General features: G+C 57.9%; 15 protein-coding genes. 11 read left to right on the top strand and 4 right to left on the bottom strand.

What is annotated here, in order from left to right; all coding sequences use genetic code 11:
- Positions 1-101: 101 nt before the first annotated feature.
- The gene (gene argH, locus ACWHXD_RS23330; protein ID WP_138763528.1) at positions 102-1,529 is read right to left on the bottom strand and encodes an argininosuccinate lyase; all 1,428 of its coding nucleotides are present in this window, start codon (positions 1,527-1,529) and stop codon (positions 102-104) included.
- Positions 1,530-1,722: 193 nt separating this feature from the next.
- Between argH and ACWHXD_RS23325 the strand changes: the two genes are divergently transcribed.
- Positions 1,723-2,682: a LysR family transcriptional regulator gene (locus ACWHXD_RS23325; protein ID WP_138763529.1), complete on the top strand. Its 960-nt coding sequence runs from the start codon at positions 1,723-1,725 to the stop codon at positions 2,680-2,682.
- 92 nt (positions 2,683-2,774) lie between these two features.
- On the opposite strand, the gene ACWHXD_RS23320 is transcribed toward ACWHXD_RS23325, so the two are convergent.
- Complete coding sequence (locus tag ACWHXD_RS23320) at positions 2,775-3,422, bottom strand: HAD-IB family hydrolase (RefSeq protein ID WP_138763541.1); 648 nt, start codon at positions 3,420-3,422, stop codon at positions 2,775-2,777.
- 368 nt (positions 3,423-3,790) lie between these two features.
- Between ACWHXD_RS23320 and ACWHXD_RS23315 the strand changes: the two genes are divergently transcribed.
- The 3 genes from ACWHXD_RS23315 to ACWHXD_RS23305 are packed head-to-tail and all read left to right on the top strand — an operon-like array spanning position 3,791 to position 5,279.
- Positions 3,791-4,276 (top strand): Hcp family type VI secretion system effector, encoded by a 486-nt coding sequence (locus tag ACWHXD_RS23315; RefSeq protein ID WP_138763530.1) that lies wholly within the window; start codon positions 3,791-3,793, stop codon positions 4,274-4,276.
- Complete coding sequence (locus ACWHXD_RS23310) at positions 4,273-4,986, top strand: DUF4225 domain-containing protein (RefSeq protein WP_138763531.1); 714 nt, start codon at positions 4,273-4,275, stop codon at positions 4,984-4,986. The genes ACWHXD_RS23315 and ACWHXD_RS23310 overlap by 4 nt, the downstream gene beginning before the upstream one ends.
- A complete protein-coding gene (locus ACWHXD_RS23305) occupies positions 4,983-5,279 on the top strand; it encodes a hypothetical protein (protein ID WP_138763532.1) in 297 nt (98 codons plus the stop codon). Before ACWHXD_RS23310 ends, ACWHXD_RS23305 begins: the two co-directional genes overlap by 4 nt.
- Before the next feature lie 200 nt (positions 5,280-5,479).
- On the opposite strand, the gene ACWHXD_RS23300 is transcribed toward ACWHXD_RS23305, so the two are convergent.
- Together ACWHXD_RS23300 and ACWHXD_RS23295 are read right to left on the bottom strand one after the other, a co-directional pair.
- Positions 5,480-6,730 (bottom strand): ribonucleotide-diphosphate reductase subunit beta, encoded by a 1,251-nt coding sequence (locus ACWHXD_RS23300; protein WP_032895630.1) that lies wholly within the window; start codon positions 6,728-6,730, stop codon positions 5,480-5,482.
- Positions 6,731-7,283: 553 nt separating this feature from the next.
- On the bottom strand, positions 7,284-7,553 hold the full coding sequence (locus tag ACWHXD_RS23295) for a DUF2790 domain-containing protein (protein WP_003193635.1): 270 nt from the start codon (positions 7,551-7,553) through the stop codon (positions 7,284-7,286).
- Between the two features lie 397 nt (positions 7,554-7,950).
- Between ACWHXD_RS23295 and acs the strand changes: the two genes are divergently transcribed.
- The 7 genes from acs to argR all read left to right on the top strand — a co-directional run bounded on the left by acs (position 7,951) and on the right by argR (position 15,967).
- Complete coding sequence (acs, locus tag ACWHXD_RS23290) at positions 7,951-9,906, top strand: acetate--CoA ligase (RefSeq protein WP_005790645.1); 1,956 nt, start codon at positions 7,951-7,953, stop codon at positions 9,904-9,906.
- Positions 9,907-10,600: 694 nt separating this feature from the next.
- Entirely contained in the window at positions 10,601-11,386 is a 786-nt protein-coding gene (locus ACWHXD_RS23285; RefSeq protein ID WP_032895631.1) for an ABC transporter substrate-binding protein, read from the top strand.
- 91 nt (positions 11,387-11,477) lie between these two features.
- A complete protein-coding gene (locus ACWHXD_RS23280; RefSeq protein WP_003193627.1) occupies positions 11,478-12,167 on the top strand; it encodes an ABC transporter permease in 690 nt (229 codons plus the stop codon).
- On the top strand, positions 12,164-12,862 hold the full coding sequence (locus ACWHXD_RS23275; RefSeq protein WP_005790641.1) for an ABC transporter permease: 699 nt from the start codon (positions 12,164-12,166) through the stop codon (positions 12,860-12,862). The genes ACWHXD_RS23280 and ACWHXD_RS23275 overlap by 4 nt, the downstream gene beginning before the upstream one ends.
- Before the next feature lies 1 nt (position 12,863).
- Positions 12,864-13,976 (top strand): succinylglutamate desuccinylase/aspartoacylase family protein, encoded by a 1,113-nt coding sequence (locus ACWHXD_RS23270; RefSeq protein ID WP_138763533.1) that lies wholly within the window; start codon positions 12,864-12,866, stop codon positions 13,974-13,976.
- A gap of 27 nt (positions 13,977-14,003) precedes the next feature.
- Positions 14,004-14,768 carry an ABC transporter ATP-binding protein gene (locus ACWHXD_RS23265; protein WP_003193620.1) on the top strand — a complete coding sequence of 255 codons (765 nt, stop codon included), beginning with the start codon at positions 14,004-14,006 and terminating at the stop codon, positions 14,766-14,768.
- 218 nt (positions 14,769-14,986) lie between these two features.
- On the top strand, positions 14,987-15,967 hold the full coding sequence (gene argR / locus ACWHXD_RS23260; RefSeq protein ID WP_014719597.1) for a transcriptional regulator ArgR: 981 nt from the start codon (positions 14,987-14,989) through the stop codon (positions 15,965-15,967).
- Positions 15,968-15,972 lie beyond the last annotated feature (5 nt).

Raw genomic sequence — 15,972 nt, 5'->3', positions numbered from 1 at the left:
CGCCTCGGACGCTCCGCGTCCCGCCGTTGGCGCGTAACGTGACGACGCGGAGCGTCACGGGATGCATTCCCACGCAGAGCGTGGGAACGATCGTCACCGGTTTAAATTCGAAATCCTTGATAACTTTCAGCCCACTCCTGCTGAGCCGCCAACGCCACCGTCAACCGCCCAATCTGCTCCTTCACCCGCTCCGGCGCCGTACCACCCCAGCCACTGCGCGCCGCAATCGCCGCCTCCAGGGTCAGGCAATCGCGCACGTCCGGGGTGAGCCGCCCATCCACCTCGGCCAACATCGCCGGTGAGGCTTGCCACAACTCAATCTCATGCTGTTCACAGGCCTGCACCAGCGCGCCGGTTATTTCATGGGCCTCCTTGAACGGCACACCACGGGTGGCCAACCAATCCGCCACCTCCGTCGCCAAGGTAAAACCCATCGGTGCCTGGCGCCGCAACTCCTCTACCTGCACCTTCATGGTCGCCACCATCCCGGCCATCGCCGGCAACACCAGCAGCAAGGTGTCCACGCTGTCCAGCACGCTGTGCTTGTCTTCACTCAAATCGCGGTTGTACGACAGCGGCAACGACTTGAGCGTCGACATCAACCCGGTCAGGTTGCCAATCAAACGCCCGGCCTTGCCCCGCGCCAGTTCGGCAATGTCCGGGTTCTTTTTCTGCGGCATGATCGAACTGCCGGTGGCGTAGGCATCGTCCAACACCACCCAGCGAAACTGGCGCGACGACCACAGGCAAAACTCCTCCGACAGTCGCGAAATATTCACCCCGAGCATGCCCGCCACAAACAGGAACTCCGCCACATGGTCACGGCTGGCGACAGCGTCGATGGAGTTTTCGCAGGGCCCGGTGTAGCCCATTTCCTTGGCTGAGTGTTCTGGCTGACGCGCTATCGCGGAACCTGCCATGGCTGCCGCGCCTAATGGCGACAGCGCCGTACGCGCATCCCAATCCACCAGGCGCTGCACATCGCGCAGCATCGACTGTGCGTGAGCCAACAAGTGATGGGCGAACACAATGGGTTGCGCCTGCTGCAAATGGGTAAAGCCCGGGCAGATGCTCTCTACATGTTGCTCGGCCTGCTCGACCAACGCCTGCTGCAGGCCCAACACCTCAGTGGCGATGGTGCGGGCATGGTCACGCAGGAACAGGCGCAGATCGTTGGCCGTCTGGTCATTGCGCGAGCGCCCGGCGCGCAACTTGCCGCCAAGGGCGCCCAGGCGTTCGGTCAATACGCGTTCGATAAAGGTGTGCACGTCCTCATCATCCAGGGTGGGATGCAGCTGGCCAGCGGCGAAATCTTCACCGATACGGTCCAGGGCTTCGAGGGTGCGTAGGGTTTCTGACTCATCCAGCAAACCGGCGCGCTGCAACTCACGGGCATGGGCGCGGGAGCCGGCCAGGTCGTAGGGCGTCAGGCGAAAATAACGCTCAGGGCAGCGCGACAACGCGGCCAACGCCGCAGACGGACCGGTCTTGAAACGAGCGCCCCAAAGGCGGTCGGTGGGCTGGGACATGGGTATTCCTCACGCTTGTTTTTAGAAGAGTCGGAGGCAGTTTCAACAGAAGTTTATCGGTGTAGAACCGGCATCTGACGCGCCGTATTCAAGGTTGCCAAGGGCGGATGTTTATGTTCATTATCGCCGCCTGGCTATGTTCAAGGATTGGGTTCAAGCCTGTTGAATATGGCACTCGAGGTCAACGCGCATTATGGAAACCCCACTTTCCACTTCTGGAAACCTGCCGCCAAAACCCGGCACACGAGCACCGCTGCAACTGAGTGGGCTGGACTTTAAATTGCTGCGGGTATTTATGGCCGTGGTCGAAGCCGGCGGCTTCAGTGCTGCGCAAAACGAGTTGAACGTGGGCCTGGCCGCCATCAGCAAACAGATCTCTGACCTTGAGATTCGCATCGGCATGCGCCTGTGCACACGGGGCCGCGAAGGGTTCGGGCTGACCGAAGAAGGCAAGTTGGTGTATCAAGCGTCCATCGAGTTATTCTCCTCGGTGGACAGTTTTCGCGACAAGCTTAGTTCGGCACAGAATGAACTCATCGGCGACCTGAGTGTGGGCGTTATCGATAACACCGTCTCCGACGTTAACTCGCCGCTGATTACCGCCCTGGGCAACTTACATCGCCAATCGCCAAAAATAAGATTGCGCCTACATGCCTCGCAATTGGACGAAGTTGAACGCGGCGTCGTGGAAGGGCGCCTGGTCGCCGGCATCGTCCCGGTGTACCAACGCCGTGAAGAATTCGACTACTTCCCGCTCTACGAAGAAAAGGCCCACGCCTACTGCGCCGTAGGGCATCCACTGTTCACCGCCAGCGACATCACCCCCGACGCCCTTCGCCAATATGAAGTGGTGAACCATCGGTATGCGATCCATCGCGACAAGGCCAACTTCGTCAACCACGACAGCCAGTCCGCCTCGGCCTCACAAGTGGAAGCCGTCGCCATCCTGATCCTGACTGGCCGCTTTTTGGGTTTTCTGCCGGAACACTACGCCACGCCACTGGTAAGGGAAGGACGCCTGCGCGCACTGTGCCCGGAGCAGGTACAGCTGAGCACCGCGTTCAACCTGATCCTGCGCCACAACGCGCCGAGAAGCCCGATGGTGAAAGCCTTTGCCACAGCACTGGGTGTAGACCTGAAGACGTCGGCCTAAGCCTCAACAAAGCTCAAATGTGGGAGCTGTCGAGCCCCAGCGAGGCTGCGATGGGATCGCCTCGGTTCACCCGTTAACCCCGCCCACCCGCATCACCGCTGCAACCGAGCCCGCTTTTTCTTCTTCGCATGAAAATGCCGAAAATGCGCATCCTGCGCCGCCGCCAACAACTCTCGATCGCCGCGCGTATCGCCCCAGGCCCTGAGCCGATACTCCCCCAGGTCCCCATACACCGCCTCAAGCCGCAGCACCTTGTTCTCACAACGGCAATTATTCCCGGTGAGCTTGCCGGTCAGCACCCCATCCACCACCTCAAGCTCAGTGCCGATCAAACGAATGCCAAGCCGGTCGGCAAACGGCTGCAACACCAACGCCGGCGACGCCGAACACAGCGTCACCACCGCCCCGGACTTCACCTCATCCGCCACCGACTGCAACCCACTCGGACGCATCAACTTGCTCCAGCGCGCCTGGCAATATTCCTGCGCTTGCTGCTCAACCCAAGCCTTCTCCACCCCGGTCATGAAGGTGCAAATCAACTGCGCCTTTAACTCATCCCGGCTGATCTGCCGCACCAAAAACCGCAGCCCTGGCACTGCCAGCTTGACCATCCGGCCATAAAACTCACCGGTGCCAAAGGCGAACTTGAGGAAGGGCACGAAACTGTCGTGGTGGGTGAGGGTACCGTCGAAGTCAAAGACGGAAAGTACTTTGGCGTCTGCGGGGCCGGCTTCGAGCATGTCTGGGTTCACGGGTGGTCCTTATCAGGTAGGGCGGTTTCATAGCGTTGTGACTGGCGCTTGCCTGTCGGGGTTCAGGTTGACGGTTCAGCGGGTCAGCCTCTGCGCTCTTCTGTGTGCGTGCGACGGTCCATGCGTTTATGGCGATACGAGTTTACTACCCCTGAGCCAGGAGTGGGGCTTCTGAGGTTCCGGCATGCTCACTCGAAAGCGAGTGCAGGTAGTTCTTACAAGTGTTTTGGCTGACTGATCGGAGTGTGGGTTAAATTTCCTACATACCGCTCGTACCACTTAAAGCGAACTTTCCGATATTTCCTATTTGCAATTTTTCGTATGGTAAATGCCAAAAACAACAAGGCGTTAATCCCATGGCAAACCACGGCTACATGACCATCAACGGCAAATCCCAAGGTCTCATTTCTGCAAAATGTTCGACTCACGACTCTATAGGCAACAAGTGGCAAGAGGGGCACTGCGACGAGATAATGGTGCTGTCCTTCCACCATAATATGGCCAACAGAGGCAACGTCAGGGCGTCGAGTCATGGGCCTATTGCAATCACCAAAAACATCGACAAATCGTCTCCCTTACTGGCAGTAGCGCTTTCCAATAGAGAAGAGCTCAACTGTGTGATTAATTTTTACCGTATCTCCCCATCGGGCAGGCAAGAAAAATACTACAGCGTCGATATTCGCGGCTGCATCATCACCGACCTCACCGTCGACGTCCCCCATTCTGTTTTGCATATTGATGCCGAGGCACAAGAGCATGTTGCGCTCAAATATCGCGAAATAATCTGGACTCACCATCAGGCGGGAACAAGTGGCTTCAGTACTTGGGAGACAGGCCGGTGACCACAAAAGATGAAGAACGGAAACCTACCTTTCAAGACCTCTGGGTGGTTAGTCAGGCTGCGGTGTATCTGACTAACCAGGCTTGTACCATAAGTGCTCGGAATATTAATGATGGGGTTGTTCGGTTACAGTTCAATCGGGAGGTGGCTTATTACGCGCGAAGTATTGTTAGAGATGTTGAGGAAGGTAGGAAAACTATTGATCAGGGATTGAAAGAAATAAAGCATGAACAAGAAAGCCTCATAAACCAATCTCTGGAGGTGGGGAGGAAAGGCATCGGGGTTATCGCGGGCGCGCTCCAGTTTGCGACGGGAGCAGGAATTTGCTACGCCTCAGTCGGTACGCTGTGTTTGCTGGCTGGCATCCCGATCATGGCACACGGCGCTAATAACATGTACGAAAATGGTAGGAATCTGATCGAGGGGCATTCCGATACAGTTGGGCCGGTCAGAGATGGATATCGCGGCACTGCAGAGTCCCTAGGGTATAGCGAAAGTGGAGGTGACTTAGTTTACGGTGGCACAGATATGATTATGTCTTTTTACAGTCTGCGTAGACTTGTATTGAAATCGGATGCTTGGCGGTTGTTCAGATATATACGATCAGATAAAGAAAGGGCTTACAAAAAAATGGGGAAGTTTCCATTAGGTGTTGAGATGTATATCGATTATGAGACAGGGAAGCAGGTGTATAAGGGGGTGGTAGATTGATTGTGTTCTATGCTTTGGTATTTGTGGTTTTTGGCGTGGTCGGTGCGTATGCCTTAAGGGCAAGGCTTTCGGGGGAGGATCTTAATACCTTAAAGTTATTTTCATGTGTGATATTTAACGGTTTTTTCGTAGTGTCCTATATTGAGGTGATTAAGTATGGCGAGTTTCCTTTTTTTGGAATTAGGACTGATTTTATTATTCAATATCCGATCATCGAGTGGATTGCCTTTTTCGGCATATTGGCTCACGGATTTGCACTTCCGATGAAGTGGAAGGTTAGGCGCTGGTTTTGAATGAAAAAAATAGAGAGATCGTAGGCTTATCGGAGGCAGAGAGTATTCAGCTCTTAGGGGCGGCTTCGAGCATGTCTGGGTTCACGGGTGGTCCTTATCAGGTAGGGCGGTTTCATAGCGTTGTGACTGGCGAAATTCCTTTTTCACTGGCGAAAAAAAGCCCTGAACATATCAGGGCTTCCTTTAGTGCTTAGTCTGAATTAATCCCAGCTCAACGCCCCACCCGTCTGATACTCAATCACCCGAGTCTCAAAGAAATTCTTCTCTTTCTTCAAGTCCATGATCTCGCTCATCCACGGGAACGGGTTGGTAGTGCCAGGGTATTCTTCTTTAAGGCCAATCTGCGTCAAACGACGGTTAGCGATGAATTTCAAATAATCTTCCATCATCGCCGCATTCATACCCAACACCCCACGAGGCATGGTGTCGCGAGCGTATTCGATCTCCAGCTGCGTACCCTGCAGGATCATCTGGGTCGCTTCTTCCTTCATCTCGGCATCCCACAGGTGTGGGTTTTCGATTTTGATCTGGTTGATCACGTCGATACCGAAGTTCAGGTGCATCGACTCATCGCGCAGGATGTACTGGAACTGCTCGGCCACGCCGGTCATTTTGTTGCGGCGGCCCATGGACAGGATCTGGGTGAAGCCGCAGTAGAAGAAGATGCCTTCCAGTACACAGTAGTAAGCGACCAGGTTGCGCAGCAGCTCTTTGTCGGTGTCGACGGTGCCGGTTTCGAACTTCGGATCGGAGATCGAACGGGTGTATTTCAGGCCCCAGGCGGCCTTTTTGGCGACCGATGGAATCTCGTGGTACATGTTGAAGATCTCGCCTTCATCCATGGCCAGCGATTCGATGCAGTACTGGTAGGCGTGGGTGTGGATCGCTTCTTCGAAGGCCTGGCGCAGGATGTACTGGCGGCACTCCGGGTTGGTGATCAGGCGGTACACGGCCAGCACCAGGTTGTTGGCCACCAGGGAGTCGGCGGTGGAGAAGAAGCCCAGGTTGCGCATGACGATACGGCGCTCGTCGTCGGTCAGGCCTTCGGGGTTTTTCCACAGGGCGATGTCGGCGGTCATGTTGACCTCTTGCGGCATCCAGTGGTTGGCGCAGCCGTCGAGGTACTTCTGCCAGGCCCAGTCGTACTTGAAGGGCACGAGTTGGTTGAGGTCGGCGCGGCAGTTGATCATGCGCTTTTCGTCAACGGCGACGCGGGCAGAGGCGCCTTCCAGCTCGGCGAGGCCTTCGGCGACGTCGAGTTTGTCCAGGGCGGCCTTGGCGCGCACGATGGCGGCGGAGTCGTTGGCGGTAACGGCGCGGGCTTCCACGGCGGCAGCGGCGCCGGCACCGTCGAGGCGGTCCATGTTGGCTTCGGTGGCGTGGCCGGCGTTGGCGCCTTTAGCGGCTACTTCGCCTTCTTCTTCTTTGTCGAATTCGTCCCAGCTCAGCATGACGTGTCGTCTCCTGCGTGAGGGCTCAAAGGTGCCCGTGTGAAACCGGATGGTTGGGTGTTCACACGGCCCTTGGGCCGCGGTGGATCTTAAGGAATCGTTTGTTGCAACAGCTCGCGCAGGCAAATAAACGGAATCAGGTTACGGGTGCTGCATGAGGCTTGAGGGGCGCAGCGATGCGTGCTTGCTGCAGCGCAGGCTCAAGGTCTGGCTCTTTATCCCTGTGTAAAGGGATATTGCAGGCCCGATTTACCCGCGCATTATAGGGAAAAAATTGGGTTTGTGTTGCGGCGGATGGTCACTTGGGAGCGCCAAAATGAAGTGGTTTTCGGCCAAAGCGAGTGTTTGCAAGGCTTTGCAGGGGGTGGGGTTTTTTGACGGGCGGGGATGTTTTTTTTGGGGCAGGGGAAGCGGGCGTAAAAAGAGTGGTCGTGGCTGAAATCGCCATCGCAGGCAAGCCAGCTCCCACAATTGATGTGGGGTGTATTCAAAGCGGGTTCTTGGCCGCAAGAACGATTTCTTGCGGCAATTAAGAATCCAACTTCAGAAGTTGTTAGCCGTTAGAACAACCATTGCCCATCACTTGATAGTTAAGAATATGCCGCTGGCCTTGCGAGTCTTCATATTCCATCTTCGCCGGTACAACTTCGCAGACTTCTGGAATGCTGCTCATGGACAAGACTTTGGCCACATCCAAGTGTGTGCTGTAGGTGTAGTCCTCAACGATCGGGGCGTTCTGGCCGGCCAGTTCAGTCGGGGCTTCGTCAGCCAGGGCGGCGGTGGCGCACAGGCTGCTCAGGGCCATCACTAATAACGCTTTCATTGCTTCATTACCTTCTTCAGGGCGAAAGGGGGCACGGGGCCCTTGTGAGGCCGCGTGTGTCACTTAAAAGTTGGGAAGTTCGGATTAACGTTGCCTTCGTGGGGGCTGTTGCGTTGTTAATCAGAGTGCCTTGTTGGCGGAGCTGATTTTAGGCGCCTCGGTTATATTCATATACCCGTGCTTTTGATAAACACTTTTGGCGGTTTTTGTAACAATCCCTCAATCAAGATTTTTTCAGAAACCTGCCGGGCGCCGCAGCACGCGGGCCAGAGCGGTAAAACGGCATAGCAGGGCAATTTGTAGGGTCTTGTTACTACCATCGTCGAATGGTTCTATAGGCCCACCCCGGCTACAACAGGGGCCATACAACAACAACTATGTCACCGAGGTAAGAAAGATGAGTGCGGCTTCCCTGTACCCCGTTCGCCCCGAAGTAGCAGCCAACACGCTGACCGACGAGGCGACCTACAAGGCCATGTACCAGCAGTCGGTGGTCAACCCCGACGGCTTCTGGCGTGAGCAAGCCAAGCGCCTTGACTGGGTCAAGCCTTTCACCGCGGTCAAGCAGACCTCTTTCGACGACCACCATGTCGACATCAAATGGTTCGCCGATGGCACCCTGAACGTTTCCTACAATTGCCTGGACCGTCACCTCGCCGAACGGGGCGACCAGATCGCAATCATCTGGGAGGGCGATGACCCTGCCGAGAGCCGCAACATCACCTACCGCGAGCTGCACGAAGAAGTCTGCAAGTTCGCCAACGCCCTGCGCGGCCAGGATGTGCATCGCGGCGACGTGGTGACTATCTATATGCCGATGATCCCCGAAGCCGTGGTCGCCATGCTGGCCTGTACCCGCATTGGCGCGATTCATTCGGTGGTGTTTGGCGGTTTCTCGCCGGAAGCCCTGGCTGGTCGCATCATCGACTGTAAGTCGAAAGTGGTGATTACCGCTGACGAAGGCATCCGTGCCGGTAAGAAGATTCCGCTGAAAGCTAACGTCGACGACGCACTGACCAACCCGGAAACCAGCAGCATCCAGAAGGTGATCGTGTGCAAGCGCACCAATGGCGCGATCAAGTGGAACCAGCATCGCGACATCTGGTACGAAGACCTGATGAAAGTGGCGGGCACCGTCTGCGCGCCAAAAGAGATGGGCGCCGAAGAAGCGCTGTTCATCCTTTATACCTCCGGTTCCACCGGCAAGCCTAAGGGCGTGCAGCACACCACCGGTGGCTACTTGCTCTATGCGGCACTGACCCACGAGCGCGTATTCGACTACCGTCCGGGCGAAATCTATTGGTGCACCGCCGACGTTGGCTGGGTCACTGGCCACACCTACATCGTCTACGGCCCGCTGGCCAATGGCGCGACCACGCTGCTGTTCGAAGGCGTGCCTAACTACCCGGACATCACCCGCGTGGCGAAGATCGTCGACAAGCACAAGGTCAACATCCTCTACACCGCACCAACCGCGATCCGCGCCATGATGGCCTCCGGCACCGCAGCCTGCGAAGGCGCCGACGGCAGCAGCCTGCGCCTGCTCGGTTCGGTGGGCGAGCCGATCAACCCGGAAGCCTGGGACTGGTACTACAAGAACGTCGGCCAATCCCGTTGCCCGATCGTCGACACCTGGTGGCAGACCGAAACCGGCGCCACGCTGATGAGTCCGCTGCCGGGCGCCCATGCGCTGAAGCCGGGTTCGGCGGCGCGGCCGTTCTTCGGTGTGGTGCCGGCGCTGGTGGACAACCTGGGCAACATCATCGAAGGCGCCGCCGAGGGCAACCTGGTGATTCTGGATTCCTGGCCAGGCCAGGCGCGTACCCTGTACGGCGACCATGACCGTTTTGTCGACACCTACTTCAAGACCTTCCGCGGCATGTACTTCACCGGTGACGGCGCACGTCGCGATGAGGACGGTTACTGGTGGATCACTGGTCGTGTGGATGACGTGTTGAACGTGTCCGGCCACCGCATGGGCACCGCCGAGATCGAAAGCGCCATGGTTGCCCACCCCAAAGTCGCCGAGGCGGCAGTGGTGGGCGTGCCCCATGACATCAAGGGGCAGGGCATCTATGTGTACGTCACCCTGAAAAATGGCGAAGAGCCCAATGAAGCGCTGCGCCTGGAATTGAAGAACTGGGTGCGCAAGGAAATCGGGCCGATTGCCTCGCCGGATGTCATCCAGTGGGCACCGGGGCTGCCGAAAACGCGCTCGGGGAAAATCATGCGGCGCATTTTGCGCAAGATCGCCACGGCTGAGTACGATGGGTTGGGGGATATCTCTACCCTGGCAGATCCGAGCGTTGTGGCGCATTTGATTGAAACGCACAAGACCATGAACGTCGCGTAAGCGGGGTAGGTGGGACAGAGCCCCATTCGGTGCAAGCCGGGTGGGGCTTTTTTGTAGGCGTTCGAGCCGAGGCCAATTCCCTGTGGGAGCGGGCTTGCTCGCGAAAGCGGTGGGTCAGTTGGCTCATATTTAGCTGACCCACCGCTTTCGCGAGCAAGCCCGCTCCCACATTTGGGGTGCTTTCCATAGCAGGCAGTGGTGGCGGTCTGACACACCTGTATATCCACCAAACCAATAAATATCGGTTTTCATCGTAGGACGTTTCTGAATGTTACCGCCTCGCTCAAATGTGTAACCGCCCCCACAAACCTGGGGCAATGGACCACGCCCACGCCCCGAAAAACCGCGTTCTAGACACCCCAAAAAATAAGATTAAACGCCAGACTTGCCGTGCTAGAAGGGTTTGCGAATAATAGGCCCGCAATTTGCAGCATCATCAGGTTTAATATCTTTTGTCTCTGCATAAAATTCAGAGGCTGTCAATGAGTTGGAACCGCTTTCTCAGTGCTTCTGTAAATTGTTGTCGCATTGAGGAAATATCGGCTTCCGGCCTGTCGTTAGAATGCCGATCACTCGCTCGTCGTCGCAGGTGTCGCCCGCGCAGGACGCAGCACCGCTATTCGGTTACACCTTCGCCGCATCGTGGGCCATGGCTCATACTGCTGTTTTTGCCCTATACCGATGGAGTCCCAAGATGAAGAAACTCGTGCTGTTGGGCGCCCTGGCGCTGTCCGTGCTGTCCATGCAGGCTTTCGCCGAAGGCAAGCCGCTGAAAATTGGTATCGAAGCGGCTTACCCTCCGTTTGCCTCGAAGGCGCCGGATGGCAGCATCGTCGGTTTTGACTACGACATCGGCAACGCCCTGTGCAAGCAGATGGACGTCAAGTGCACCTGGGTCGAGCAGGAATTCGATGGCCTGATCCCGGCACTCAAAGTGCGCAAGATCGACGCGATCCTGTCGTCCATGTCCATCACGGAAGACCGCAAGAAATCCGTGGACTTCACTAACCGCTATTACCTGTCCCCAGCGCGCCTGGTGATGAAGGAAGGCACCACCGTCAGCGACAGCCTGGATGAACTCAAAGGCAAGAAGATCGGTGTGCAGCGCGGTTCGATCCACGATCGTTTCGCCAAGGAAGTCCTGGCTCCTAAAGGTGCGGAAATCAAGGGTTACAGCACCCAGAACGAAATCTACCTGGACGTGGCTGCCGGTCGTCTCGACGGTACCGTGGCTGACGCCACCCTGCTGCAAGACGGTTTCCTGAAAACCGACGCCGGCAAAGGCTACGCGTTCGTAGGCCCATCGTTCACCGAAGCCAAATACTTCGGCGACGGTATCGGCATCGCAGTGCGCAAAGGCGACAAGGAAAACCTGGAGCGCATCAACGCGGCCATCGCTGCCATCCGTGCCAACGGCGAATACAAGAAAATCCAGGACAAGTACTTCGACTTCGATATTTACGGCGCTGACGCCAAGTAATTCATCGCAGCTGTCTGTCCGAAATGGCGCAAGCAACAGTCATCCTGAAGTTTGCGCCATTTTTTCATCCCCCTTTTCGAGGACCTGAATCATGTTGAAAGGCTACGGGGCCGTTATCCTCGATGGCGCTTGGTTGACGCTTCAGCTCGCCTTGTCGTCCATGGCCTTGGCCATTGTTCTGGGTCTGATCGGGGTCGCGCTACGCCTGTCGCCGGTACGCTGGCTGGCTTGGCTGGGCGACCTGTACTCCACGGTGATCCGCGGGATCCCCGACCTGGTGCTGATCCTGCTGATTTTCTACGGCGGTCAGGACTTGCTTAACCGCGTCGCGCCGTTGCTGGGCTTTGACGACTATATCGACTTGAACCCCTTGGCCGCCGGTATCGGCACCCTGGGTTTCATCTTTGGCGCCTACCTCTCGGAAACCTTCCGTGGCGCCTTCATGGCCATCCCCAAAGGCCAGGCCGAAGCCGGCCTGGCGTATGGCATGAGCAGTTTTCAGGTGTTTTTCCGGGTGATGGTGCCGCAGATGATTCGGCTGGCGATCCCTGGTTTTACCAACAACTGGCTGGTATTGACCAAGGCCACCGCGCTGATTTCGGTGGTAGGTCTGCAAGACATGATGTTCAAGGCCAAGCAGGCGGCAGACGCCACCCGCGAGCCTTTTACCTTCTTCCTCGCAGTGGCGGCGATGTACCTGGTGATCACCAGCGTGTCGTTGCTGGCCTTGCGTTACCTTGAGAAGCGCTACTCGGTAGGCGTAAGGGCGGCTGATCTATGATCTTCGACTACAACGTCATCTGGGAGGCCATGCCGCTGTACCTTGGCGGCTTGCTGACCACCCTGAAACTGCTCGCCATCTCGCTGTTCTTCGGCCTGCTCGCCGCCTTGCCCCTGGGCTTGATGCGGGTGTCCAAGCAGCCTGTCGTCAACGGCGTGGCCTGGCTCTATACCTATGTGATCCGCGGCACGCCGATGCTGGTGCAGTTGTTTTTGATCTACTACGGCCTGGCGCAGTTCGAAGTGGTGCGCGAGAGCTTCCTGTGGCCGCTGCTGTCCAGTGCCACGTTCTGTGCGTGCCTGGCGTTTGCCATCAACACCAGCGCTTACACCGCCGAGATTATCGCCGGCAGCCTCAAGGCCACGCCAAACGGTGAGATCGAAGCGGCCAAGGCCATGGGCATGTCGCGCTACAAGCTGTACCGCCGCATCCTGTTGCCGTCGGCCCTGCGCCGTGCGCTGCCGCAGTACAGCAACGAAGTGATCATGATGCTGCAGACCACCAGCCTGGCCTCCATCGTCACGCTGATCGACATCACCGGTGCCGCGCGCACGGTGAACGCCCAGTACTACCTGCCGTTCGAAGCCTATATCACCGCCGGCGTGTTCTACCTGTGCCTGACCTTCATCCTGGTGCGCCTGTTCAAGTTGGCCGAGCGCCGCTGGCTGAGCTACCTGGCTCCACGGAAGCACTGATATGGAACGTATCGACCATCTGCTGCCCTGGGGGCACCTGGGCTGCGAGCGCCAGCTGAGCGTGTTTCGTTTCGGCAGTGGCGAGCGCAAGGCCTATATCCAGGCCAGCCTGCACGCCGATGAATTGCCTGGCATGCGCGCCGCCTGGGAACTGAAAAAGCGCCTTGTGGCGCTGGAACAGCAAGGCGCCCTCAACGGCGTGATCGAGTTGGTGCCGGTCGCCAACCCGATGGGTCTCGGCCAGTTGTTGCAGGGCAGCCACCAGGGGCGTTTCGAAGTCGGCAGCGGCAAGAATTTCAACCGCGATTTTGTCGAACTGAGCGAGCCGGTGGCCGAGTTGCTGCAAGGCAAGCTGGGGGACGACCCGCACGCCAATGTGCGCCTGATCCGCCAGGCCATGAGCGATGCGCTCAATGCCTTGCCCGAACCGAGCAGCCAGCTGCAAGGCATGCAACGCATCCTGCTGAGCCACGCCTGCACCGCCGATGTGGTGCTTGACCTGCATTGCGACGCTGAAGCCGCGCTGCATATGTACGCGCTGCCCCAGCATTGGCCCCAGTGGCGTTCGTTGTCGGCACATTTGAATGTGAAGGTCGGCCTGCTGGCGGAAGATTCCGGCGGCAGTTCATTTGACGAAGCGTGCTCGTTGCCATGGCTGCGGTTGTCGCGCATGTTCCCCGAGGCGCAGATTCCGCTGGCCTGTCTGGCGACGACCTTGGAACTGGGCGGCCAGGCTGATACCGGCCGTGATGAAGCGATCTTCCACGCCGAAGGCATCCTGGCCTTTCTCGCCGAGCAAGGCCTGATCAAGGGCCAATGGCCTGCGCCGCAGTTTGAGCCGTGCGAAGGCGTGCCGTTCGAAGGCACCGAGTTGTTGTTCGCGCCCCACGCCGGGGTGATCAGTTACCTGCGTAAAGCTGGCGACTGGGTAGAAACCGGCGACGAGATTTTTGAAGTGATTGACCCCCTCACCGACCGCGTAAGCACTATTTGCGCGGGCACCTCGGGGGTGTTGTTTGCCGTTGAACGGCTACGTTATGCCCAAGCGGGTTTCTGGCTGGCCAAGGTGGCGGGGCGCGAAGCGCTGCGCTGCGGGCGCTTGCTCAACGACTGACCACCTGTTTTTGTGAGAACCGACCGCATGTACAAGCTTGAAGTCCAAGACCTGCATAAACGCTATGGCAGTCATGAAGTGCTCAAAGGTGTGTCCCTGGCCGCCGCCGCCGGCGATGTGATCAGCATCATCGGCTCCAGCGGTTCGGGCAAAAGTACCTTTTTGCGCTGCATCAACCTGCTCGAGCAACCCCACGCCGGCAAGATTCTGCTCAATAACGAAGAGCTCAAACTGGTCGCCAACAAAGACGGCGCCATGAAGGCCGCCGACCCCAAGCAGTTGCAGCGCATGCGTTCGCGCCTGTCCATGGTGTTCCAGCATTTCAACCTGTGGTCGCACATGACCGCGCTTGAAAACGTGATGGAAGCGCCGGTGCACGTGCTGGGCGTGTCGAAGAAAGAAGCGCGTGAAAAGGCCGAGCACTACCTGGCCAAGGTCGGCGTGGGCCATCGTAAGGATGCGTTCCCCGGCCATATGTCCGGTGGTGAGCAACAGCGCGTGGCGATTGCCCGCGCCCTGGCGATGGAGCCAGAGGTGATGCTGTTCGACGAACCGACCTCGGCGCTCGACCCTGAGCTGGTAGGCGAAGTGCTCAAGGTGATGCAGGACCTGGCCCAGGAAGGCCGCACCATGGTGGTGGTGACCCACGAAATGGGCTTTGCCCGTGAAGTCTCGAACCAGTTGGTGTTTTTGCACAAAGGCGTGGTTGAAGAACGTGGCAACCCGCGGGAAGTGCTGGTCAACCCGCAGTCGGAGCGTTTGCAGCAGTTCCTCTCTGGCAGTTTGAAATAATCAAGACTGCCACCCACCCCCTGTAGGAGCGAGCTTGCTCGCGAAGATCGTCAACGATAACGCGGCAAGCTTGATACCCCGTGTCGTTCTCAGGTTTTTCGCGAGCAAGCTCGCTCCTACAGGGAAGCAGGTCTTCATTGTTTTTGAGATTTGTGTTGGTTTACGGGCTAGCATTGGCCCACAGCTTCTTTCACTGTTTTCGCTTTGGATAGCACTCCATGACCGCCCACAAAATTGGTTTCCTGATTTGGCCCAGCACAAAAGCCCTTACGCTTGCGCTGGCTGAGGAGGCCTTGCGCGTTGCCCAGCGGGTGCATCCGGATGTGATCTACGAGCTGTCGTTTTTGCTCGCCGAGCCCGCCGTCGAAGGTGCCTGGCAACTGCCGGGTGAGCCGTGGGCCGGTAAGCTGGAGGGCTTTCAGAAGCTGTTCCTGTTGGCCGACGAACCGCCGACGGTCATCGCTTCGCCACTGAGTTCCGCGCTCAAGCAGCTTGTTCGGGCAGGGTGTGTAATCGGCGGCTTGTCGGCGGGCGTGTACCCGCTGGCCCAACTGGGCCTGCTCGATGGCTACCGCGCCGCCGTGCACTGGCGCTGGCAGGACGATTTCGCCGAGCGGTTCCCCAAGGTCATTGCCACCAGCCATTTGTTCGACTGGGACCGTGATCGCCTCACTGCCTGCGGCGGCATGTCGGTACTCGACCTGCTGCTGGCGGTATTGGCCCGTGACCACGGTGCGGAGCTGGCCGGTGCGGTGTCCGAAGAGTTGGTAGTAGAACGCATCCGCGAAGGCGGCGAGCGCCAGCGTATTCCATTGCAAAATCGCCTGGGTTCCAGCCATCCGAAGCTGACCCAGGCGGTTTTGCTGATGGAGGCCAATATCGAAGAACCGCTGACCACCGACGAAATCGCCCAGCACGTGTGCGTCTCACGACGACAGCTTGAACGGATCTTCAAGCAATACCTCAACCGTGTTCCCAGCCAGTACTACCTGGAATTGCGCCTGAACAAGGCGCGCCAGATGTTGATGCAAACCAGCAAGTCGATCATCCAGATCGGCCTGTCGTGCGGCTTCTCCTCAGGGCCGCACTTCTCCAGCGCCTACCGCAATTTTTTCGGCGCCACCCCTCGCGAAGACCGTAACCAGCGCCGCAGCAGCAGCCCGTTCGAGTTATCGTCGGTGCCCTCTGAGCGCGGTTGAGCGGC

This window comes from Pseudomonas fjordensis (genome assembly GCF_976987115.1).
This window is presented reverse-complemented; position numbering and strand designations above follow the sequence as displayed.

Coding starts and splice junctions, on each gene's coding strand:
- argH (WP_138763528.1), bottom strand. CDS start 1,529: ATGTCCCAGCCCACCGACCGCCTTTGGGGCGCTCGTTTCAAGACCGGT.
- ACWHXD_RS23325 (WP_138763529.1), top strand. CDS start 1,723: ATGGAAACCCCACTTTCCACTTCTGGAAACCTGCCGCCAAAACCCGGC.
- ACWHXD_RS23320 (WP_138763541.1), bottom strand. CDS start 3,422: ATGCTCGAAGCCGGCCCCGCAGACGCCAAAGTACTTTCCGTCTTTGAC.
- ACWHXD_RS23315 (WP_138763530.1), top strand. CDS start 3,791: ATGGCAAACCACGGCTACATGACCATCAACGGCAAATCCCAAGGTCTC.
- ACWHXD_RS23300 (WP_032895630.1), bottom strand. CDS start 6,730: ATGCTGAGCTGGGACGAATTCGACAAAGAAGAAGAAGGCGAAGTAGCC.
- ACWHXD_RS23295 (WP_003193635.1), bottom strand. CDS start 7,553: ATGAAAGCGTTATTAGTGATGGCCCTGAGCAGCCTGTGCGCCACCGCC.
- acs (WP_005790645.1), top strand. CDS start 7,951: ATGAGTGCGGCTTCCCTGTACCCCGTTCGCCCCGAAGTAGCAGCCAAC.
- ACWHXD_RS23285 (WP_032895631.1), top strand. CDS start 10,601: ATGAAGAAACTCGTGCTGTTGGGCGCCCTGGCGCTGTCCGTGCTGTCC.
- ACWHXD_RS23280 (WP_003193627.1), top strand. CDS start 11,478: ATGTTGAAAGGCTACGGGGCCGTTATCCTCGATGGCGCTTGGTTGACG.
- ACWHXD_RS23275 (WP_005790641.1), top strand. CDS start 12,164: ATGATCTTCGACTACAACGTCATCTGGGAGGCCATGCCGCTGTACCTT.
- ACWHXD_RS23270 (WP_138763533.1), top strand. CDS start 12,864: ATGGAACGTATCGACCATCTGCTGCCCTGGGGGCACCTGGGCTGCGAG.
- ACWHXD_RS23265 (WP_003193620.1), top strand. CDS start 14,004: ATGTACAAGCTTGAAGTCCAAGACCTGCATAAACGCTATGGCAGTCAT.
- argR (WP_014719597.1), top strand. CDS start 14,987: ATGACCGCCCACAAAATTGGTTTCCTGATTTGGCCCAGCACAAAAGCC.